Origin of the sequence: Sphingobacterium sp. N143 (assembly GCF_030325625.1) — a bacterium.
Lineage (GTDB): Bacteria > Bacteroidota > Bacteroidia > Sphingobacteriales > Sphingobacteriaceae > Sphingobacterium.
In genome coordinates, this window is the sequence record NZ_JACAIS010000004.1 from 407,353 (window position 1) to 429,876 (window position 22,524).

General features: G+C 40.1%; 16 protein-coding genes. 2 read left to right on the forward strand and 14 right to left on the reverse strand.

What is annotated here, in order from left to right; translation table 11 throughout:
• Positions 1-34: 34 nt before the first annotated feature.
• The 5 genes from HX021_RS10765 to HX021_RS10785 all read right to left on the reverse strand — a co-directional run bounded on the left by HX021_RS10765 (position 35) and on the right by HX021_RS10785 (position 3,830).
• Positions 35-463 (reverse strand): sigma-70 family RNA polymerase sigma factor, encoded by a 429-nt coding sequence (locus HX021_RS10765; RefSeq protein WP_286590302.1) that lies wholly within the window; start codon positions 461-463, stop codon positions 35-37.
• 233 nt (positions 464-696) lie between these two features.
• The gene (gene hemE, locus HX021_RS10770) at positions 697-1,734 is read right to left on the reverse strand and encodes a uroporphyrinogen decarboxylase (RefSeq protein WP_286590304.1); all 1,038 of its coding nucleotides are present in this window, start codon (positions 1,732-1,734) and stop codon (positions 697-699) included.
• A complete protein-coding gene (locus tag HX021_RS10775) occupies positions 1,734-2,252 on the reverse strand; it encodes a hypothetical protein (RefSeq protein WP_286590306.1) in 519 nt (172 codons plus the stop codon). Before HX021_RS10775 ends, hemE begins: the two co-directional genes overlap by 1 nt.
• A gap of 5 nt (positions 2,253-2,257) precedes the next feature.
• Positions 2,258-2,965 (reverse strand): response regulator transcription factor, encoded by a 708-nt coding sequence (locus HX021_RS10780; protein WP_286590307.1) that lies wholly within the window; start codon positions 2,963-2,965, stop codon positions 2,258-2,260.
• Positions 2,955-3,830: a sensor histidine kinase gene (locus tag HX021_RS10785; protein ID WP_286590308.1), complete on the reverse strand. Its 876-nt coding sequence runs from the start codon at positions 3,828-3,830 to the stop codon at positions 2,955-2,957. Before HX021_RS10785 ends, HX021_RS10780 begins: the two co-directional genes overlap by 11 nt.
• Positions 3,831-4,030: 200 nt before the next feature.
• On the opposite strand from HX021_RS10785, the gene HX021_RS10790 reads away from it, so the two are divergent.
• Positions 4,031-4,735, forward strand: coding sequence for a YjjG family noncanonical pyrimidine nucleotidase (locus HX021_RS10790; RefSeq protein WP_286590309.1), 705 nt, complete (start codon positions 4,031-4,033; stop codon positions 4,733-4,735).
• Positions 4,736-4,772: 37 nt separating this feature from the next.
• Here the strand turns inward: HX021_RS10790 and HX021_RS10795 are convergent, their stop codons facing one another.
• From HX021_RS10795 to HX021_RS10805, 3 genes are all read right to left on the reverse strand, one after another.
• Positions 4,773-5,582 carry a 3-keto-disaccharide hydrolase gene (locus HX021_RS10795; RefSeq protein ID WP_286590311.1) on the reverse strand — a complete coding sequence of 270 codons (810 nt, stop codon included), beginning with the start codon at positions 5,580-5,582 and terminating at the stop codon, positions 4,773-4,775.
• 66 nt (positions 5,583-5,648) lie between these two features.
• The gene (locus HX021_RS10800; RefSeq protein WP_286590312.1) at positions 5,649-8,003 is read right to left on the reverse strand and encodes a TonB-dependent receptor; all 2,355 of its coding nucleotides are present in this window, start codon (positions 8,001-8,003) and stop codon (positions 5,649-5,651) included.
• 207 nt (positions 8,004-8,210) lie between these two features.
• Positions 8,211-8,492, reverse strand: coding sequence for an ATP-dependent Clp protease adaptor ClpS (locus HX021_RS10805; RefSeq protein WP_286590314.1), 282 nt, complete (start codon positions 8,490-8,492; stop codon positions 8,211-8,213).
• A 77-nt stretch (positions 8,493-8,569) separates the two neighbouring features.
• Between HX021_RS10805 and HX021_RS10810 the strand changes: the two genes are divergently transcribed.
• Positions 8,570-9,616, forward strand: coding sequence for a 3-oxoacyl-ACP synthase III family protein (locus HX021_RS10810; protein ID WP_286590316.1), 1,047 nt, complete (start codon positions 8,570-8,572; stop codon positions 9,614-9,616).
• Between the two features lie 58 nt (positions 9,617-9,674).
• Here the strand turns inward: HX021_RS10810 and HX021_RS10815 are convergent, their stop codons facing one another.
• The 6 genes from HX021_RS10815 to HX021_RS10840 are packed head-to-tail and all read right to left on the reverse strand — an operon-like array spanning position 9,675 to position 22,372.
• Positions 9,675-12,143 (reverse strand): glycoside hydrolase family 2 TIM barrel-domain containing protein, encoded by a 2,469-nt coding sequence (locus HX021_RS10815; RefSeq protein WP_286590317.1) that lies wholly within the window; start codon positions 12,141-12,143, stop codon positions 9,675-9,677.
• Positions 12,144-12,168: 25 nt separating this feature from the next.
• Positions 12,169-13,746 (reverse strand): glycoside hydrolase family 43 protein, encoded by a 1,578-nt coding sequence (locus HX021_RS10820; RefSeq protein WP_286590319.1) that lies wholly within the window; start codon positions 13,744-13,746, stop codon positions 12,169-12,171.
• A 24-nt stretch (positions 13,747-13,770) separates the two neighbouring features.
• Positions 13,771-14,688, reverse strand: coding sequence for a hypothetical protein (locus HX021_RS10825; protein WP_286590320.1), 918 nt, complete (start codon positions 14,686-14,688; stop codon positions 13,771-13,773).
• A 17-nt stretch (positions 14,689-14,705) separates the two neighbouring features.
• Positions 14,706-16,334, reverse strand: a complete 1,629-nt coding sequence (locus tag HX021_RS10830) for a RagB/SusD family nutrient uptake outer membrane protein (RefSeq protein ID WP_286590321.1) — start codon at positions 16,332-16,334, stop codon at positions 14,706-14,708.
• 13 nt (positions 16,335-16,347) lie between these two features.
• Positions 16,348-19,485 carry a SusC/RagA family TonB-linked outer membrane protein gene (locus tag HX021_RS10835; protein WP_286590322.1) on the reverse strand — a complete coding sequence of 1,046 codons (3,138 nt, stop codon included), beginning with the start codon at positions 19,483-19,485 and terminating at the stop codon, positions 16,348-16,350.
• 22 nt (positions 19,486-19,507) lie between these two features.
• Positions 19,508-22,372, reverse strand: a complete 2,865-nt coding sequence (locus tag HX021_RS10840; protein ID WP_286590323.1) for a TIM-barrel domain-containing protein — start codon at positions 22,370-22,372, stop codon at positions 19,508-19,510.
• Between the last annotated feature and the right edge of the window lie 152 nt (positions 22,373-22,524).

The following is a 22,524-nucleotide window of genomic DNA, read 5'->3' on the forward strand; positions in this document are numbered from 1 at the left end:
TTTTTATGGACAGCTGCAGTTCCTCAGCCACCTGCTAATATGTCTTCTGCTGCTCTTTACAGGAGTAATAAACTATTTTACATTTTTCAGGCAATCGTCCAATAGCTTCCCTATAGATATGAGAAAATTCTTCCCTATTGATGCATTCTTCAGCTTCCTGGCGGTTCATTTCTTCTTTAAACCAGCGCTCCAAATGCGCTGTGCGTGTGCCTTCATTTCGCAAGGCATTGAGCACACGATTTCGGGCTGCTCGATAGAGATAAGTTTTTACATGAAAAATATGAATTTGGTCTCGGTCTTCCCATAATTTAACGAATACATCCTGTAAACAATCCTCGATTAACTGAACATCTCTGGTATAATACCCCAAGAAGCGACAAAGCTCATCAAAATAATGATGAAACACTTCTTCCAGTGCCTCTTCATTAATCAAGAGTTCATCAACTAGGGTATCTGTATTCATTTATTAGGTTTTGGGACTAAGCTATAAAATAAATCAAGATTTACAAAAAAAGTAAGTGTGCTCATCTTAACATATTTTGCACGCATTTTCACCATTTTAAAAAAATCAGCATATGGATACATTAACGGGACTAGAAAAGGCACCTTAAATTTTCCCTAGTAATCGTATAGTTCAGGCATTCAAAAAAAAAACGACCTGCCATGGCAAGTCGTTTTTTTATTAAGTTTAAAAGATCAATAACGAAATTCTTTCACAACCTCAATGGCATATTTCACATGATCAAATGGAATATCCGGCATAATACCATGCCCCAAGTTGAATATAAAACCATGCTCTCCTCGCATACGCTCAAATAGCTCTATAATTTTTTTCTTGATAACAGGCTTATCCGCATACAGGACAAAAGGATCTAGATTTCCCTGAACCGCAACACCTTGAGGTAAGGACTGTTTGATATTTTTAAGGTCTGCATTCCAATCTATTGAGACAACATCCGGCTGGGCTTCTACCATCATTGGCGCAAAGACAGAGGATCCTTTACAGAAAGAAATGACAGGAATATCCTTACGATTCAATTTAGAAATAATCTGTTTATTATAGTAATGAGAAAAATCACGATAATCATTCCATGAAAGAGCCAAAGCCCAGCTATCAAATAATTGAATCGCGTTGACACCAGCAGCAATCTGCATATTAAGATATTCTACAGTAACATCAGCTATTTTTTGAAGAATTAGGTGGGCCAGTTCAGGTTGATTGTTTAGCATCAACTTTGTCAGCTTAAAGTCTTTGGAAGAACCACCTTCAACCAAATAGCTTAAAATGGTAAAAGGAGCACCCGCAAAACCGATCAATGGGATACGATTATCCAGGCGTTGTTGAATTACTTTTATGGCATCCCCAACATATTGCAGTTTATCCAGACAATTCACGGACAGCGCTTCTGCATCTTTAACAGAACGAATTGGATTAGAAAAACGAGGACCAACGCCTTGTTCAAATGTCAGGTCACCGCCCATCGCTTCGGCAGTAACCAAAATATCAGAAAATAAAATAGCTGCATCAATACCCAATAGATCCACAGGTAACATGGTTACATCTGCGGCAATCTCTGGTGTTTTACACATCTCAAGGAAAGAATACTTATTTTTGATATCCCAATATTCTTTCATAAAGCGTCCCGCCTGACGCATCATCCACACAGGAGGTCTCTCGGTTTGCTGCGAAAATGCAGCCCTAATCAATAAGTCGTTTTGTAAAGTAGTACTCACTATAAATGTTTTGAAATTTCGTTTTCTATTTTTGTAATAATGCTTGTTTGCCTTGCCGTCAAATGCAATTTGTTAGCGACATCGCTATATGCCTTAGCCCTTTCATAGTCTAATTTTCGCAGCGCAATATTAGCCAGATTGATCATGACCATCCCTTTTTCATTATCCTTTTTCCAGGGGAGACGTGAAGCCAATTGGAAATGATATTCCGCTTCATCGATACGTTCTTCCTTGAGCGCAATATTTCCCATCATAAATTCATAGAAATTGCGTCGCCCTTTCCGAAGCGTATCCGGATTTTTTATTTCAGACAATAAACTTTTCGTTTTGTCATAATCTTGACGGTGAAAAGCTTGTGTAGCTAAAAAAACAGATCCTTCTCTAAAATGGCTCCAGATTAAATAGCCAATTCCTCCTGCCAACAAGACGCAGGTCTGATAATGACCTTCGTAAAGACCATAGCCCAAAAGTAACGCAGCAATAAAAATAACGGCTATTCTAGCCTTAATTGTCATCATTCTTCCTATGCGTTATTGTCCGTAAACTTATAGCCAACTCCTCTAATGGAATGGAAATAAATTGGATGCTTTTGATCCGGTTCGAAATATTTTCGGAATGTTAAGATAAAGTTGTCAATCGTACGGGTCGAAGGATACACATCATAGTTCCACACAGTTTCTAAGATCTGCTCACGTGAAACAGCTTCATTACGACGCTCTATCAACAGTTTTAATAACATCGTTTCCTTCTTGGTCAATGATGTAATGGTACCATCTGCATGATGCAATTCATATGAATTAAAATAAATTGTTTTATCACCAATTTGATATGAATTCAGTTCTTTCAAATCATCAGGTTTCAAGCCACGACGCACCAAATTTCCAACACGAAGAATCAATTCTTCCAAGTTAAACGGCTTTACCAAATAATCATCAGCACCTTTTTTCAGTCCTGTTATACGATCCTCACTGCTATTCTTGGCCGTCAAGAACATAATGGGGACCTCTGTATTTTGCAGTCGAATAGTTTCAGCAACCTGGAATCCGTCAATTTCTGGGATCATCACATCTAAAATGACTAAATTGAAGCGTTCTTCTTTGAAGACTTTCAACGCCTTTTTTCCATCAGTAGCCGTTGTTACACGGTAACCTTCCATTTCGAGATTCAACTTGATAGCTTCTAACAAGTGTTCTTCATCTTCGACAAGTAATATTCTTTGTTTACTTTGCATTTCTTTCAAATGTTACTTCAAAAATACTCCCCTTAGGAGTGTTATCTTTAACTTTAATGGTTGCGTCGTGCTTCTGCAGCACGGTTTTTACGATATATAACCCTAAACCTGTGCCTTTGGTTTTCCGAGTCGCTTCACTTCCTACGCGATAAAACTTATTAAAGATAAGTTTTTTCTCCTCATCACTGATACCAATACCATGATCTGCAACAGAAAAAATTATCTTATTATTTTCTATATATAACTTTACATCCACCATGGCACAGGCCGGTGAATATTTAATGGCATTCTCAATCAGATTAGTCACAACATTACTTATTGCAAACTTATCACCGTAAATAATAATATCCGCTTCCAAATAAGGTTTCAGAACCTGCGAACTACACGAGTTTTTTTGAAGTCTATCCACAATCTGTTCCACCAAGGAGGTAAAATTAAAATCCTCTTTTGGCATACTATAATTGCGGCTGTCCAATTTTGTTGTCATCAAAACATTTTCCACCAGATCGTCCAAACGTTCAATGTCCTTAAGTGAATTCCGCAAAAAAGTCTGTTGCTGCTCCTTATCCAGGTCTCTCCTTAGAATGGTTTGTATATATAACTTAACGGAGGCCAAAGGAGACTTTAGCTCATGGGTGATTGCCAAAAGAAAATTCTGTTGCTGCTGCAGTAACTTCTGCTCTCTTTCTACCAATCGTTTCAAACGCCATGCACCCCACAAAAAAATAATCAAGAAGAAAATACCTTCGCCAATGATCATATTCTTTTTACTTGGATCAAAACGAATAAACATGACCCCCCACCATATCAGTTGCATCACCGCATAAAACAACAGGAAATAAAAGAGTAACAGCGCTTTCTTCATGTAACAAAAATAGCTATTCACCAAGGGATTCCGAAATATCCTAAAGATTATGACACAAAGAAGAAAATTAACCGATTCCCAATAAGACTAGAGCTCCGTCGATATGATCTCTACATCATATTGATGGGCTTTGATCAGAATTTTAAACACACCTGACATAAATACATTGCGATTGCCAGCAAATTTATTTTAGTTTGTATATGTTTAATAGTACAAAAAAGGATATTTTCTTTGACTTGGACCATACCATATGGGATTTTGATAAAAATGCCGAGGAAAGTCTGAACGAGCTTTACTTCAAATACAGATTTGACAGTTTATTTAATCAGAAATCTGCCTCCCATTTCATCGAAACTTATACAGTCAATAACCATCGTCTTTGGGGACTCTATCATCATGGAAAAATCACAAAACCCGAATTAAGAAAAGCGAGATTTGCAGACACTTTTACCCAGCTTGGTATCGACCCGGCACTATTTCCAGAAGAATTCGAACTGGATTACCTGGCTATTTGTCCGCAAAAGACCAACTTATTTCCAAATGCCCATGAGACTTTAGCTTATCTAGGTCAAAAATACAATCTACATTTAATTTCCAATGGCTTCAAAGAAGCCTGTGAAACAAAGTTGGAAAAAAGTAATCTCAACAAATATTTTAAAAATATATTTATCTCCGAAGTCATTGGAATAAATAAACCAGACCCTAGAATATTTCAGTTTGCGATGTCTACGGCCAATACCCATGCACAACAATCACTCATGATTGGAGATAATCTTGATGCTGATGTGCGGGGAGCGCTCAACGTAGGTATGGATGCCATATTCTTCAATCCTACGACCATGGAGAAACCAGATGATATTTCACATATGATTGTAGATCTAAAAGAACTACAGTCCATATTGTAGGTTTTAAAATAAGAAAAGCAGCGTTTAGCTGCTTTTCTTATTTTAAAACTTTTACAGTGATATTTTTAAACCACACATCATTGCCATGATCCTGAAGACCAATCAATCCTGATTTGCTATCTCCTCCTACATGGCTTAGCAATTCAAAAGCCAATGGCCATTTTTCTGCACTAAATTTACTTTTTTGCAATAAATCAATCCATGATTTATCCCATAAAGTATATTCAACAACCTTTACACCATTCTGGAAATGTTCAACTTTACCATTATTGACTACGATCTTGACCTTATTCCACTCTCCATATGGCTTTCCATTTTGTGGTTTTGCGGGGATCATATCATACAAGGATGTCGACTTGCGATTTCCATCAACTCCCATTTTTGCATCAGGGTGATTTTCATTATCAAGCACCTGACATTCCGGAGATGAAATATAAATCGGTTGACCTTCTACCTCTTTGGCTAAGAAAAAAATCCCCGAATTTGCTCCCTTGTCCACTTTCCATTCCATTTCCAGTTCAAAGTTTTTAAAATCATATGCGAACACCAAATCTCCACCTTCCTCTTTGCCAACATTGGCCTTGCTATCAAATTTGATTGCTCCTTCATTGATTACCCATCGCTTAGGGACTACCGTCTTATCATATCCCCGCCAACCTTCCATGGAAGTACCATCAAAAATCACATAAGCACCTGCTTTATTCTTTTTGAATTTATTGATATCCACACGTGGCAAGTCCAAAATTTTGTAAGCAGGAACTTCTTTTTGCGTTTGTGCTACGGCAGTAGTAAGATGCGCTGAGAAAGCCATCACCGACACTGCTAAAACTGTTTTTACTAACTTCATTCTTTTAGTTTTAGGTTTGTTTCAAAATTAAATTTAAACATTTAGACTTAAAAAGAGGAATATTTTTTAATATTCCTCCCCTCCATTATTTATTTCATTTGTATTTGATTCTTTTCGTTTGAAGCGCTGTAAATCCTGACTACCAAAACGATATGAAAGTGACAGGGTAAACATTCTCTTCATCCAGCGATGCTCAAAATCTGACATAAGTTGTGCTGTCTCTGTCACACCACTCATTTTCCGCGAGTTAAATACATCCCTCACATTAAACATAATGGAAGCTTTCTTTTTGAACACATCTTTTTTCAAGGCAATATCTACTCCTTTCATGGCATTCATTTTTCCTTGTGCCATTACCCTTGATGAATTATACTCGCCTCTCATCTGTGCCGAGAACGTAGGAGTAATGCGATAATTAGCCGTTAAATTCGTATTATAGGCAAAGTCACTCCGTTCTTTGATGTCATATTCGGGATTCGCATTATATTTAATATGGATAAGATTGAGGTTAAAAGTAAAGTCGAAGTCTTTTGTTGCATTGACCTTAGAAATAAACTCAAACCCTGAAAGATTCCGGCTTGTCATATTTTCCCATCTACTATAGGTCCTGCCATCTTCAATATTAAATACATAAGGTTGAATAACCTCGCTTGCATGATTAAAATATGCGGAAGATATTAGATTCACCTTACCAAAAGTTTTGGCGAAACTCAACTCAAAACCATGTACATCTTCCGGTTTAAGATTCGGATTTCCTTGACGATAATTGAGGTCATCCGAAACATTCAAAAAGGGGTTGACCTGCCATCCTCTGGCCCGTTGGACACGTCTTGAATAACTAAACTGAAGTTTGTCCCCATTATCGCCGACATCATACGTCAAGAATAACGTTGGGTACAATCTGAAGAAGCTCTGCTTAGCTCGCGTTTCTTTTTCTTCAACTACAGGGTCTTTAGAAAAATAAGTCGATTTCAGTTCAAACTGTTCAGCTCTTAGCCCAATTTGATAGGCTATTTTTTCGGTCAGTTTATTCTTATAATTCGCATAGATGGCGTGTACGGCACTGGTAAAATCAAAATCATTACTTATTCTATAATCAGGCACATACTGTCCTAGAGCGACATCTAAGGAATCTGAAAATTGTGTATCAAATGATTTTCTAATTTGAGAACGATATCCGGTCTCAAATTTACTTTCCTCAGATAACGGTAAAACATAATCCAACTGAACATTGATATTCTTTCCATCCTCTGAAGTAACGTTCTTGCGGGAGGTATTTGGCCGGCCATCAGAATAAAGCTGAAAAAAATCGTTCGTACCATCTTCTTTATCTCTACCATAGCTTGCATTCCCCGTCAGCTCTTCGCCCTGCCGCTTAAATTCATGTCTAAAATCTGCCGTAAATTCATAACCAAGATCATCTTCAAGTTGCTTTGAAGTACGGTTACTATTCCCTGTTTGCTGAGATTGTTTAAAAAACTGATACATCAAGTCTTCTGTACGGTTGTTATCCCTAACACTCAGATTTCCCGAGAAACTAAAGGAGGTTTTATCCGTCATATAATAATCCAATCCTGCCTTGACCGTATGGCTCTTACCCTTTCTTGAAGAGGCAGACTCACTATAATTCCTACTAGAATCACTCAGAAATGTATTGTCAGTCTTTCCACTTCCCACCATGTGGCGTTTGTTGAAATTATAAGAACCAAAATAATTGAACTTCTTGTCCCGATAATTTAATGTCAGCCCAGCCATGTAATTATCATAGGATCCAACCGAAGTATTGACCGATCCATTCATGCCAGTCCTTATATTTTTCTTTAAGACGATATTAATAATACCAGTCTGCCCTTCAGCATCATATTTTGAAGAGGGATTGGTAATCACTTCTACTTTCTCAATTGAATTTGCGGGAAGGCTTTGCAATAGGGCTGTAACATCATTTCCAGCCAATGCGGACTCACGGCCATCAATCAGAATCTTAACACTGCTAGAACCACGGAGACTTACCGAACCATCCTGATCAACTTGTAGCGTAGGAACATTTGCAAGCACATCTGTTGCCGTCCCTCCCGCACTGACCAAACTCTCACCCACATTGAAGGTTTTGCGGTCAATTCCAATCTGCATAGCTGGAATTCTTCCCTCAACGACTACCTCATCCAACAACTCTCCAGTAGAATTTAGGCCTATGCGCCCAAGATCTGTACTTTTTGAGGCGGTAACTTCCACACCTTCCACAGTATAGACCTCATACCCCACATAAGTAATCCGTATGTTATATTTACCTGGTTTGATCCCTGAAAATAAAAGAAAACCCTGATCGACAGATTGACCTCCCTTTACATAAGTATTATCGCCCGCATCCAAAAGAGCAGCACTTGCAGATGAAATAGGTTTAGCGGTTTTGCTATCTATCAAAATAGCCTTGATCTGCCCTGTCTGAGCGAAAACAACGTAGGGTAAAAAAAATAAAAATAATAAAAATTTAAACGATTTAGCGTTAAACAACATGAGAGCTTCAGCTTAGTTTATTGTAGTAATTTAGTTCAACAACAAAAATGTTAAAACTTATATACAATAAGGAAGCGTAACCATATTATTACCGTAACAAAAAAGATAGCATATCTATTCGACCGAGACCGTCAGTCCTTCTGCTTTAAGAATTTTACGGTAGATTTCCATTTCGGTAAATGTTCCTTCCAACACAGCACATTTTCCTTGCGTATGTACTTTCCATGCGATCTTTTCAGCTTGAGGTTCGGTATATTGTAGATGATACATGAGACAATGAATCACATGATCGAAAGTATTGGTTTCATCATTCCATAAGATCAGGCGACTAGACTCTTTGACAGATGCCAATATCTCTTCCAACGTAAAGGTTTCTTCCGCAGTTTGGGTACTCATAGAACAAAAATAGAATAATTTTTTCTAAATTGACATAATATAAAAGGGAAGAATACAATCAATTAGACAAATTTCATATGTTTCAGTCAAAAATTGCGGGAATAGGTTATTACGTTCCAAAGAACGTTTATACCAACACCGATTTAACACGCTTTATGGATACCAGCGACGAATGGATCCAAGAACGGACCGGGATCAAAGAACGTAGGTATGCCGATCGAATCGGTGAAACGACAACAACCATGGGGGTAGCTGCAGCTAAGATTGCGATTGAGCGTGCCAACATCAAAAATGAAGATGTGGATTTCATCATTTTTGCCACGCTATCACCGGATTATTATTTTCCAGGATGTGCTGTTCTGCTTCAACGAGAGATGGGCATGAAAGAAATAGGAGCACTTGATATTCGCAATCAATGTTCGGGATTTATCTACGCCTTGTCTATTGCTGATCAATTCGTCAAGACTGGGATGTACAAAAATGTGCTTGTTGTCGGTGCTGAAAAACATTCTTTTGCATTAGATTTTTCAACCCGCGGCCGTGCTGTTTCCGTTATTTTTGGAGATGGTGCTGGAGCAGTAGTCGTACAACCTACAACAGACTCAAGCCATGGAATTTTAAGTACACACCTGCATTCTGATGGTGCCGAGGCAGAAAAGCTCGCCATGTATTATCCTGGGGCATCCAGCGGTATTTGGTTGGACAGTATGCCGGATTGGCCTGATCAAGAACTAGGTGGTTTGCTAATGACAAAAGAGATGCTTGAAGACGGCACAGCATTTCCCTATATGGATGGACAGGCCGTATTCAAAAAAGCAGTCGTTAAATTTCCCGAAGTCATTCACGAAGCATTGCTCAAAAACAATTTGACAACAGAAGATATCGACTTATTAGTACCCCATCAAGCTAATTTGCGTATTTCACAGTTTATCCAAAAAACCTTAGGCTTAAGGGATGACCAAGTATTTAACAATATCCAAAAATATGGCAATACAACCGCAGCATCTATTCCAATAGCCTTATGTGAAGCCTGGGAAGCCGGCAAAATTAAAGAAGGTGATCTAATCTGTCTAGCAGCATTTGGAGCTGGCTTTACCTGGGGATCAGCATTGATCAGATGGTAAAATATTGGATTTGGAGAGTATCTTCTGTTCTACTCTCCAAAATCTTATTTTGTTTAATTTAGTTCACCACGATTTCTACCTGGCCTGCTACAAGCCCTTTACTCGTTGCCTTTACGATAATCTTTCCGCTACGTTTACTGGCGATGATTGCCAGAGCTTTCCCATTATATGCCTTTCGGCATAATGACTGAAAAGAGGTCAGGTCAGTTGTGTTTCCATTATCGGTAGCAACGATCGTGGCATCTCCTTCTTCCACCGAAAATTTGATTTCATTAGCTGCATCTGGAACAATATTCCCGTCAGCATCGATAATATGAACCTGTACGAAAGCAAGTTCATTATGCTGCATATTGATTACCGGATTTTCAGCAACCAATTTAATTTGTTGAGCAGCTCCCGCTGTATTTACTTTTTTCCGCAGGACTTCCTTATTTTGAAAATAAGAAACGGCTTCAAGTGTGCCCGGTTCAAATTCGACACCTTTAAATACAAGATCATAGCGTTCGGCACTTTGCTGCTGTACACCTATTTTTTTCCCGTTGAGAAAAAGTTCCACACGGTCTGCTTTGTTAAAATAGACGACTACATCAACCTGATCACCCTCTTTCCAGTTCCAATGCGGCAATACATGTAACACTGGCTTATCTGTCCATACACTTTGATAGAGATAATAGATATCTTTCGGAAATCCAGCTAGGTCAACAATCCCAAAATAGGAACTTCGTGCCGGCCAGGTATAAGGTGTAGGTTCACCAAGATAATCAAATCCTGTCCAAACATACATGCCCGAAATATGATCGAATGTTTCCATAAGCTTCAAACTGGTTTGATGATTTGAACCCCAAGGTGTATATACATTATCATAGGCCGAAATACTTTTATTTTGATTACCTCCAGCAAATGGAATGTCCCAGCGCTCCGGCCAAATCCGAACCGAGTCAGATGGTACCAGATCGTACTGACCGCGACTTTCAAGAGCTGAAGTACTTTCGGTTACAATAAACTTCTTACCGGGATAATCCTTAGGAAAACTTGCCCATTTTTTATGATTATAATTATACCCTATCAAGTCCGTCACATTAGACATTAATACCGGATTATCCATAGATATTTCATTGTTGGCAATCGTTGTTGGCCGTGTTCCGTCTAAACTATCAACGATGCCTGCCAACGAAATTGGAATATTTGTTCCATCAGATTTTGAATGCCATTGCTCTTGAGCTTCATTCCCTAAACACCAAATAAACAGCGAAGGATGATTTCGATCTCTTTTCACATGGTCACTGAAGTCTTTTTCATACCATTGATCCCAATACAAGTGATAATCATAAGGATTTTTATGACCTTTCCAAACATCAAAGGTCTCGCTCATAACGATAAATCCAAGACTATCACAGAGATCCAAAAAGGCTGGTGCTACAGGATTATGAGAAGTACGTACAGCATTAACTCCCATCTCTTTCATGATCCGTAGTACGCGCAATGCCGCCGATCGATTAAAGGCCATGCCCAAGCTACCCAAATCACTATGCAAACATACGCCCCTAATTTTAAGATGTTTGCCATTGAGGAAAAAACCCTTAGCTGCATCAAAACTAAAGGACCGTAAACCAAACCTCGTGATTTGTTCATCCAATAATTTACTATTTGAAAGGACTTGAATTTTCACTTGATATTGTTTCGGGCTTGCGATATCCCACAGCTCCGGTTTTTCGATGATGCATGTTTGGTTAATTACATGAAGATCAGTCTTTAAAGAATCGATCGCTTCACGTTTTTCCGACACTACCTTTCCTACAGGAGAGATAATCTGTGTCAGTACCGTCAGATGCTTCACATTTTTTTGCGTATTCTCCAATTCCATCTTGATGGCTACAGTCGATTTACGGACATTGACCTCAATAGGTTTGACAAATGTTCCGTAGCTGGTCAGGCTAACTGGGTTTCGGATCAGTAATTTAACATCACGGTAAATACCTGAACCAGAATAAAAACGGGAGTTTGGCTGCTTGCTGTTGTCCACCTTGACGGTCAGTATATTTTTTTTTCCATCCCAATACAGATACTTGGACAGTTCATATTCAAACCCGATATATCCATTGGGTCTTTTTCCGAGGAACTTTCCATTGATCCAAACTTCACTATTTTCATAAACACCTTCGAAGGCGATAAAAATACGCTGCCTTTTTTTTGAAGCAGGAAGTACAAATGATTTCTTATACCATCCTACCCCACCATCTAGGTAAGCTGCTCCGCTACCCGCCAGGCTTTCCTTCCGAAAAGGCATTTCAATACTCCAATCATGTGGTAGATCAAGCGTTCGCCAATCTTTTTCCGGCTCTCCTTCTATATATTGCTGAACAGAGTCTAATTTAAAGCACCAATCTGCATTAAAATTCAGTTCTTGTCTAGACTGTGCATGAAGAAGGGTGACAGTCATCCATGACAGCAGAGCAATAATTTTAACTCCCCTATGGGGTATCCTGTTCCAATAAACTAAAACTGTTTTGATAAAATGATCTTGCATTAATCCGAAATAGAAATAAAAAAATTTAAGTGGAGACTTGATAATCAAACCAATCATAGAAAACTTTCGCCTTTGTCTCATGGCCATTTGAGCTGCTATACAAACCGATCATTACCCCGGTAAAACCCCCAGCAACTTCCGTACTGAGGTAACGGGTATCTAAATTTCCCATCACTTCATACCGGCCACTTTTGGGATTTACAAAGCCAAATTCATAGGATAGTGCGGTACCTTTAACGCTTAACGCTATTTTATTGGTTGAAATGTCCTTTTCTGCGACGATGTACTTCAATGATCCAACAGCAGCTCTTAGTTGTAATACATAAGCCTTCCCTTTACGACGGAGAAAAAAATCATAATGGTGTGAATTGGTCTGTAAAAGGCTTATGCCAGCCTCTTCAGTATCTGTATCCGCAGATAACTCCAAGCTTGTACCAGCCTGAAAATTATGTTCCGTCTGCCTTCGCCCAATAAACGAAAGCGGTTGTGTTTGGTCCAGTGTTGTTGGACTAGTATACATGCACAAGGCCCCCTTACGGAAGGACAGCGAGTATTTTGATGAATCAGGGTTACGTAGATATTGCCATTGTAATCCCAGCTTTTCACCAGCAAAGTCATCTCGAACCATCGGCTTTGGGAAAGGATACCTGGGCAATGTTGTCACATCCATCGCCACTTGAATCGTACCATTACCGTTGATTTGGGGCCAGCCATTGGTAGGCCAGCTTACCGGAGCCATAAAAGTTTCTCGCCCCAAGACATGGAAATAACTATAACGTTGGGTAACGCGAAAACCCAAAAATACAGTCCACCAGGAACCATCAGCTGCTTGAATTAAGTCAGCATGCCCTACACCTTGAATCTCATTTCCTTGGCCAATTCTGTTCGAATGAGAAAGAATGGGATTCAGTGGACAGGATTCATAGGGTCCCCATATGGAACGGCTACGTCCGATACTTGCGCTATGCGCATATTCGGTTCCGCCTTCACCCAACAAGAGGTAATAATAACCATCTTTCTTATATAAATGTGGAGCTTCTGGAAACCGTCCCCCTGTTCCGGCCCACACCAATTTTTCGTCAGAACGCAATGCTCCTGTTTTTGTATCAATCTCGGTGACCCGAATACCTTCATCACCCTGAGTAACAAAATAACTCTTGCCATCTTCGTCCCAAAAAATATCCGGGTCAATGCTTTTAATGTCGACCCAAATCGGATCACTCCAGGGACCAGCTGGATTCTTAGCTGTACAGTAGAAATTCCCCTTATCCGACACATTCGTACAGATCACATAAAATAAGCCATCATGATAACGTATTGAGGGCGCAAACAATCCTCCCGAAGCAGGAGCATTGTGCAATTGCAATTGGGAATCCCGTGTAAGGCAGTGCCCGATTTGTTCCCAGTTTACCAAATCTTTACTATGGTAAATAGGCAGTCCAGGGAAATATTCAAAGGACGAGGTTACTAAATAGAAATCTTCATTGACACGGCAAATGCTCGGATCAGGATTAAATCCTCTAATAACCGGATTTTTAAATCCTATCTGTCCAAACGTTATCTGTTCAAGGCATAGCAAGAATAACGTTAGTGTATAAATCATGACTCTTTTCATATTACAGTAAACCTATGGTGTCGCCTCCCAATCGTCTTTGTACTCCTTACTGATATAATTGAACACCAAAAGACAGGGGTCTTCCCCTGACAATGCTTTATCCCGGAATACTGCCAGTTGCATCGTGTTTTTTGTCAGTGACATGATACGGACATTATTCCAGTCCGCTACAATTTTTTCTTGTGGTGCTCCATGTAAAATCGTTGCATTGGAAAATTTTAAGCTCTTATTCTCCGTATCCATCGTAAAGGAACCTTTCTGTACTTTACCAAACATCTTGTGATTCACATTTACATTGGCGCTCCCCTTTAGGTCAAAGGTCATCTGACCATAATCGCCGGCATCCATTAACCAGGTGTTCCCTTTCCAGTCTGGTTGCCAGTTCCAGCTATCGCTATTGAGCGGTTCGGCAGAACCGTTTAAATTACCATACCAATCACCTGTACCATAATAATATACGGGCCCTAAATAATAACGTGATAATCCAGCGGCATCCAGATCCAGATACCATGTTTTTTCCTGATCAGGTCCACCTGTCAGTAAAGTCCACATTTCGTCGCTGATAAATCCTGGATAAAGTTGGTCAACTTTAAAGGTCACTGGATCACCATAAACAATCCCGCCACGAGTTTCAACACCGAACTTCACCATATATTCGCCAGCAAACGGAATTTTCAAGGTCACCTTACTCGCTTGACTATGGCCTTGCGGATGCTCCCACAGCGGGGTGTATTGTGTTCCCATCAAACTTGTCAGATAGACAATGTTTGGATTACTTGCATCGTGTTCAATTTTATAAGCAGCCCCTTCTGCCAGCTCAGCCGAAGTCACATCAACATCACCTAGGGTATAGTTCTCTGGCGCACAGGATCCGAATATGACCACATAGGTCAACAGATAAATGCAATATGTTATTATCTTTTTCATCATTCAGTATATTAAATCAATTAGTTCCAGCCATCATTTTGTTTCAAGTTCCCATTGGATAGGGTGATCTGCTTGTTTGGAATTTGCATGAAACCCCGTGTTTTCAAAAACTTGTCTTTTGTTATCATCACCTTTTCTGCAACACTGCCACTGAGCACATCCTCAGATGTCTCAAGAATACTGGCGGCATTTGTCAGCCCTTGTCTTAAAATATCCCAATAACGGATTCCTTCAAAAGCAAATTCAAATGCTCTTTCTTGTAAAATTGCTGTTTTAGACACTGTTACTGCTTTAAAATTATTTTTAAAAGCTCTTTTACGCACTTCGTCAAAATATTTTTGTGCATTTGCAGATCCTAACTCGGCAGCCATTAGCAATACATCAGCGTAACGGATGACAAAATAATCTTGATCTTGTGACAGTTGCATATCTTTGCTACCACCTGTATTTGATGTTCCATCTGGTAAGGCTGTAGGTGCATATTTTTTGATTGCAAATCCGGTATATTCCCGTTGATCTTTCAGGTCAAAGTCTGCTATCTTTTCGCCATCGATGTCAATAATCGAAGCGACTTTACGGGTATCGTTTTTGTCAAATTCGTTAAAAAATTTCTTACTGACAGTACAAGCACCCCACCCTTGGCCATAGGGGGACCAGTTCTTCCCACGTAGCCCCAAAAAAACAACCCAACGATTCCCATCGATATACCCTTCATAATTAGAGGTATTATTAAATTTCTGCGCAAATACTACTTCTGCATTCCCTTTACCTGCATAGTTGGAGACATCCAGCGAATTATCACTGGCAACAGGAATATAACTTGATGCTGGCCATAATGCCTTGAAATCAGGTATTAAAGAAAATTGCCCACTATTGATCACTTCCTCCAGCCCAGCCAGGGCCTCAGCTTTCGTGACACCAATATCTTCTGCTCCATAATATCCTGAATAAAACAAATACACCCGTGCCAGTAGTGATTGTGCCGCAAAAGCTGTGGCACGACCGTCATTGGTAGCTGAAGCCGATTTTGGGTAAGCATCGGCTGGAATATTCTTAGTTGCAAATTTGAGATCTTCAACAATCAATTTATATACTTCCTTAGGCTCCGACTGTGGCATATTTTCATTGGTCGGCGTCGTCAATAATGGAATTTTTTCAAATAAACGGACTAGATCAAAATACATCAGTGCACGTAAAAATCTGGTTTCACCTTCAATGCGAGCTCTTGCTTTGGCATCACTCGAAAAATCCGTTCCTTCTAACTTTCCCAATAGGGTATTACATCTGAAAATACCAGCATAATAGTCAGACCAAGTACCATCAAAAATATTATTGTCAGATGGAGACTGTGCAGCATCAAAACGGTCGATTGCCTGAAAGCTACGCCCATCCGTAGTCCCAGTACCACCAAAACAATTGTCTGCAGCAACTTCCGACGTTATATAAAACGACTGACTACCGTTTGAAGTGGTACGTTGATACCCGTCGTAACAGCCTACCAGGGCCATATCGGCATCCGCAATCGTCTTATAAAAATTATTTTCCAAAACACTTGTTATGGGTTCCACATCCAAAAAACTTGAAGAACATGCACTGAATAACAGGCTGCTCATTAAGATTGAACTAAATATATAGTTTGATTTTTTCATGATATTCGCAATTTTAGAATTTAACATTTAGGCCAAATAATACCGTCTTTGGTCTAGGATAATACCCCAGATCAATTCCTGATACCCATCCGTCCGTACCATAACCAATCTCCGGATCCATACCATCATATCTGGTAAAAGTCAATAGGTTTTGCCCTTGTACATAAAAACGGATCTGCTTGGCATAGTCCCACTTGATCAATTTAGACAGATCATAACCCAGCGTGATATTGCTGATCCGTAGAAAATCGCCATCTTGAATATAGAGATCCGAAAACTGCCAATTGACATTTGTTTCAGTGACACGTGGAACTATATTGGACGTTCCCTCGCCTGTCCACCGATCAAGTATACGGGTAGTATAATTAGCCTGCTTATTGGCATGATTCCGATAAGACTGTACTATTTTATTCCCCAAAGCCCCATAAGCATTTACTGAAAAATCAAATCCTTTATAATCTAAACCGATATTGAATCCATAGGTAAAGCTTGGCATGCCTACACCTAGATTCACTTTATCGGATGCATTGATGATACCGTCGCGATTCTGATCGACATACTTTACATCCCCAGGTTGTACTGCAGTCTGTAAAACACCATTTCCTGCATTCTTCCAAGCATCAATTTCGCTTTGATTTTGGAATAGCCCAGCTGTCTCGTAGCCCCAGAAATAGCCGATTGGCTGGCCGTTTGCAGCACGGTAAAATTCTTCGGAGTTGTCATACAACATGGCTGTCTGCCCGTGGATAATTCCATCTTCGGTCGGGATCTTGCCTACAGTATTCTTGTTGTACGCTCCATTTGCACCGATGCGATAGTGCACCGCATTGATTTTGTCAGACCAATTTAACCCCAGTTCAACACCTGTGTTTTTAACATCACCACCATTGATAAAAGGAGGCAACGTACCCGTAGTTGCCAATACCGGAGCTGTCACCAGCCAATCCTTTGTCTTCTTCACATAGAAGTCTGCCACCACATCCAGACGGTTATGTGCAAACTTGGCATCAAAACCAATATTAGTCTGCTCAGAAGTTTCCCATGTCAGCTTTGGATTGGACAAACGACTTGGATATGCCCCAGCGATGTTATTATTGTTTGTACCGAAGACATAATGTGCTCCAGGGTTGGACGATGTGATCCCTGTCGATGTACTGATCGGTGCCGCATATTGAAAATCAGCAATATCCTGATTACCAACCTGGCCCCATGATGCACGTAACTTCAAAAAGTTGACAGCACTCAGGTTTTCTTTAAAGAAATCCTCTGCAGAGAGCACCCAACCTGCAGATACCGATGGAAAGTACCCCCAACGATTCTCTCTGGAAAATTTAGATGAAGCATCTGCACGTAAGGTGGCATTTAGTAGATATTTTTCTTTGTAGTTGTAGCCTAAACGACCAAAATAGGAAACCCGTCGAGCAACATTCTCAGGTCGTCCAGACACTGTTCGTGTTTCAACAACGTTGCCATTATCATCTAAATGTGCCTGCCCCGTTGTATTGTCCAGATAAGCGTGCGCAAAATCATTAAACTGTGACAGCAGATTCCAGTTCGCCCCCGAAAGATAAGTCCCCTGATAACGCAATGACTCCATACCCACCATCGCTGAAAACCGGTGCTCAGTCTGTAAGCTAAAGTCATAAGAAGCTGTATTCGTCCATGTCAAAGTATGCCCCTTACTCATATTCTGTGAAGTTGTCGTATGATCTTGATTATAAGTATAAATTGAAAAGCGGTACAATGGCGTATAGCTTCTATACTCAGATGCATAGTAATTAAACCCTAATAAGGAACGTACCTTCAACCCTTTAATCGGCTCGATCTCCGCAAAGATATCAGCCAATAATTTTTGGCCATCGTTACTATTATTGGAATTGGTCATCATGACTCCATAAGGATTGCTATCCCCATTATACCAGGGGGAATTTGACGTATCATTGAATGGACTTCCATATAGGCCATTGTCAGAATAAACGGGTGATAATGGAGATGTAGCAAAAGCCCCTCGCAATGTGTTGTTGTACTGATTACCTACATTGACTCCTCTATTCTTGATATAATTAAAATTGAGATGTTGCCCTATTTTCAAAAAATTATCAAACAGCTTATGTTCCGAATTGCTACGAAAGCCATAACGCTGATAATTGGACACGTCTTTACCACCCACAATTCCTTCCTGTCCAATATAATTTAAGGATAAAGCATATGTCGATTTTTCAGATCCACCGGTCAAACCAACATTATAGTTATCCATTTTCGCGTTATCCTTGAACATGTAATCCATCCAATTGGTATTGGCTAGCCCCGCCATACTGTCAAAATCGATCATGCCTGCTCCAGAATTCAGGGACTGCTCAGTCATGATAAGTTTATATTGATCGGCATCCAGCAGTTTGGCTTTACGAGCTACGTTCTGTATGCCTGTATAACCATCGAATGTCAACTGACTTTTACCGGCCGCTCCCATTTTAGTGGTCACCAAAACAACACCATTTGCAGCCTGCGACCCATAGATCGCCGCAGATGCGGCATCTTTCAGGACATCAATGGATTGAATATCCGCTGAATTGAGAACAGAAATATCCCCCCCCGGAACACCATCAATAACATAAAGGGGCCCTGAATTCCCTATTGTTCCCAAACCACGGACGACAACCTTCATATCGGCCCCCGGTTGGCCGGAAGTAGAAGTGATAGATACACCCGGAGCTTGCCCTTGCAAAGACTGCAAGGGATTTAATTGGTTTCTTTTCTGTAATTCTTCACCTTCAACCTTCAGGTTGGCGCCCGTATTTAATTTTTTCTTTTGTACACCATAACCTATAACAACAACCTCCTCCAGATCTGAAGTTGCTGGCTGTAACCGAATGATCATATTAGGCCCTGTAACTGGGATTTCTTCTGTTTTATACCCTACAAAAGAAACCACCAAAATAGCACCTTTGCTCGCCGATAACGTAAATTTCCCAGATCCATCACTACTGGTTGAAATCTTCTGATTCTTTACTTTAATGCTCGCACCAACGACAGGCAAGCCAGAATCGGCGGAAACAATCGATCCGGTAAAGGATTGTGCATAGACCAAAGAGGTCATGCTGGTCATTACGACTAATGCAATGCCCTTGTTAAACAATTGTTTGCTTATCATATTATTTGATTTAAAATTGGTTTTACTTGAGTTTTACCTGTATTGCTTTCCCTGAATATAAAATATGCTGCGATTTCTTAGCTTTAGTGTCCACACCAGCAGCATGCTTTGGATGAACAAAAATGATATTGAATGTCCTACTGTTCAACATGCCGTCGAACCTGCCGACACGGTCAGCGAAAAATAATGTCTTTGTCGCATTGTCGAATTTCAGATCAATACGACTATACAGTCCTTTTTCATAATTGTAGTTGACCCCCTCATCCTCATATAAAGAGAATGCGCCATCTGCTCCCGCATAGATGTAGAGATCGACCAGATCTTGTTTCTTTTCGGTAGTATATTGAAGTGTTCCCCCGATCGGTAATATGGCCCCCGCCTTTACAAATACGGGGATACGCTCATAAGGAGCCTTTGCAAGGATATCCTGCCCCCCTTGCACGATTTGTCCTGAATATAAATTATACCAATTTACGCCCTCCGGTAAGTAAACATTTCGGGTCGTTGCACCTTTTTCCGTGACGGGGTTAATCAGCAACGAGGGGCCCCAGAGATATTGGTCATTGATGTTAAAACCCTTTTTATCTGTTGGAAAATCCATGGCTAATCCCCGAATCATGGAATAATCTTCAAAAAATGTTTTAGCAGCCAAACTGTAATTGTATGACAATAATTTATAGCGAAGATTGATATAATAGAGCATACTCTTATAAGCGGGATGATCTTCCGGTGCAATGTTGTAGGGTTCTCGGTATGGAAACTGCCCATGCGCACGGAACAAGGGTAAAAATGCACCATATTGATACCAACGGCTATTCATTTCACGCCACTCTTCTTGATCAGTTGTATTGGGTTGATGGAATCTATTTTCTACCAAAAACCCTCCCGCATCCATGGTCCAATAAGGAGTTCCAGACATCGAAAAGTTAATCCCACCGGAAATCTGATCTTTCATATCATGCCATCGCGAAGCAATGTCACCGCTCCAGGCAGCTGCCGCATAACGCTGTTGGCCGGCAAAGAAGGAGCGTGTCAGAATAAAAACTCTTTTACTCGGATCAGTTGCCCTTTGTCCCTCGTAAATGCCTTTGGCATTTTGCAAAGGAAAGGCATTATAATAACGTACAGAAGATCCGATACTCGGTTGAAATACTGATTTACGCTCATCTAAATCAATATTAGAATGTACATCTGGCTCACTGGCATCCATCCACCAAGCATCTACGCCAATTTTGAATAAGTTATCGTCCAATAATTTCCAAAAGCCCTCCCGAGCACCTTTATTGAAAGGGTCATAAAAGGTAGAAGTGTAGCCCTTGCCTATCCAATCTTTACGTCCATCATAAATATTACGTGGATAGATCCATTTATTGGATTTGAATTTGTTGTATACTGTAGATTCTTCATTGATTTTTGGCCATGCCGAAATCATCAACCGATAATGTTGGTCGTGCAATTTCTTAATCAACCCCTGTGGGTCTGGAAAACGCTTGAGGTCAAACTTTTGGCTTCCCCAGTCTGGCTCAGACCAGTAAGACCAGTCCTGAACGATATTATCAATCGGGATTTTTCGCTTTCTGAACGCCAAAGCAACCTCTTCAATCTCAGCCTGGGTTTTATAGCGTTCTCTACTTTGCCAAAAACCAAAACTCCACACCGGCATAATTGGTGCCTTTCCTGATAATTGGCGGTAACCCGAGATTACATCATCCATGGAATTTCCTTGCACAAAGTAATAATCAATAGCATCTCCAGCTTCAGATTGAAATGAAAACAGTTTTTGTCGTTCTGACGGAATTGGGCTTTGCCACTGAAGTGTAAAGTAAGACTCTCCACCATCCGGCAGCCACTCAATACGGATCTTATGTGCATCTCCCTGAGCAATCTCTTTTTCTAGCTCAAACGTTCCGGCATTCCAGGACTGTCGCCAACGGTCCGCTAGCAGCTTATCATCAATCCAAACCTTCATGTAGCCCGAATATTTAAAGTGAAGCACATGCTTGCCTGAATAAGGAGAAATAAGTTGACCTTCATAGATCACTTTACTATCGGCTAATTTTACCTCTTTGGGAAATTTATGTTGATCGGTCAGATAGCCATAATCAATCATCGATTCTGGCCGGGAAACATACACTTCCTCAGGCTTATTCTTATTGACATAAGTAGCCGTCAACCAGCCTTCTTCTCCTTCTTTCGAAATAAGTTTAAATGCATTTAATGGTAATAATGGACGTATATCTCCAGCTTTAGTAATGGAGTAATTATGCCATAGTATCCCATAGTTATTGGTAGACACCAAAAACGGAATCCCAATTTCCGTATTATACTGCAATAGTGTCACCTGCTTGCCACGGTTATAATTCATCACAGCACTTTGATGTTGCCCCAAACCATACAATCCTTCCAGAGGATCTACGATGAAATCCTGTGTCAATCTGTAAAATGCATCGCCGTTATAACTGTCCGAAATAAATGAATTCGTATTACGTTTCAATTCTTTAAAAATTGGCTTTCCTGCCAAGTCAAAGAATTCAACCTTCCCACTAAGCAATGATACTTTTGCTAGTAGATTCGCTGTTTTTAAGTTAACAGTGGAATCAGTGCGCTGTATACTCAGCGACTTCAGGTGACGGTGCAAGGAATCTACAATGACCAAACTAGGCTCCGTCGGAAGTAATCTTCCATGAGGCATCGCTGTAACACGAATAATCTTGTCTGTAACAGCATCTAAATACACATCCTGATCAATGGAAGTTTCTGAGTTCTTGAAACTGACCTTTACCCCTGTTTGAGTTTTAACATAACTTGATTTATTGATCTGTCCAATCCCCTGATGGATCATTGTGAAGAGCATCAACCCGCTTAAAGCATACTTTAAGTTGCACATAACGATGATAATTTATTGGTTATTGTATTTTTGGTTTATTAATTCCCTTATCCGATGAAGGATAGATCAAATGTAGAGTGCAACCGGTTGTCTTAAGGGTATGATTTGTTAACTTTTAGGGGTCATTTTGTTAACATAAGGACGACAAGAAA

Bases quoted from the DNA above. Each gene is read 5' to 3' on its own strand.
- HX021_RS10785 (WP_286590308.1), bottom strand. From the start codon at position 3,830: ATGAAGAAAGCGCTGTTACTCTTTTATTTCCTGTTGTTTTATGCGGTG.
- HX021_RS10835 (WP_286590322.1), bottom strand. From the start codon at position 19,485: ATGATAAGCAAACAATTGTTTAACAAGGGCATTGCATTAGTCGTAATG.
- HX021_RS10790 (WP_286590309.1), top strand. From the start codon at position 4,031: ATGTTTAATAGTACAAAAAAGGATATTTTCTTTGACTTGGACCATACC.
- HX021_RS10780 (WP_286590307.1), bottom strand. From the start codon at position 2,965: ATGCAAAGTAAACAAAGAATATTACTTGTCGAAGATGAAGAACACTTG.
- HX021_RS10765 (WP_286590302.1), bottom strand. From the start codon at position 463: ATGAATACAGATACCCTAGTTGATGAACTCTTGATTAATGAAGAGGCA.
- HX021_RS10775 (WP_286590306.1), bottom strand. From the start codon at position 2,252: ATGATGACAATTAAGGCTAGAATAGCCGTTATTTTTATTGCTGCGTTA.
- HX021_RS10830 (WP_286590321.1), bottom strand. From the start codon at position 16,334: ATGAAAAAATCAAACTATATATTTAGTTCAATCTTAATGAGCAGCCTG.
- HX021_RS10840 (WP_286590323.1), bottom strand. From the start codon at position 22,372: ATGTGCAACTTAAAGTATGCTTTAAGCGGGTTGATGCTCTTCACAATG.
- HX021_RS10815 (WP_286590317.1), bottom strand. From the start codon at position 12,143: ATGCAAGATCATTTTATCAAAACAGTTTTAGTTTATTGGAACAGGATA.
- HX021_RS10795 (WP_286590311.1), bottom strand. From the start codon at position 5,582: ATGAAGTTAGTAAAAACAGTTTTAGCAGTGTCGGTGATGGCTTTCTCA.
- HX021_RS10825 (WP_286590320.1), bottom strand. From the start codon at position 14,688: ATGATGAAAAAGATAATAACATATTGCATTTATCTGTTGACCTATGTG.
- HX021_RS10810 (WP_286590316.1), top strand. From the start codon at position 8,570: ATGTTTCAGTCAAAAATTGCGGGAATAGGTTATTACGTTCCAAAGAAC.
- HX021_RS10820 (WP_286590319.1), bottom strand. From the start codon at position 13,746: ATGATTTATACACTAACGTTATTCTTGCTATGCCTTGAACAGATAACG.
- HX021_RS10805 (WP_286590314.1), bottom strand. From the start codon at position 8,492: ATGAGTACCCAAACTGCGGAAGAAACCTTTACGTTGGAAGAGATATTG.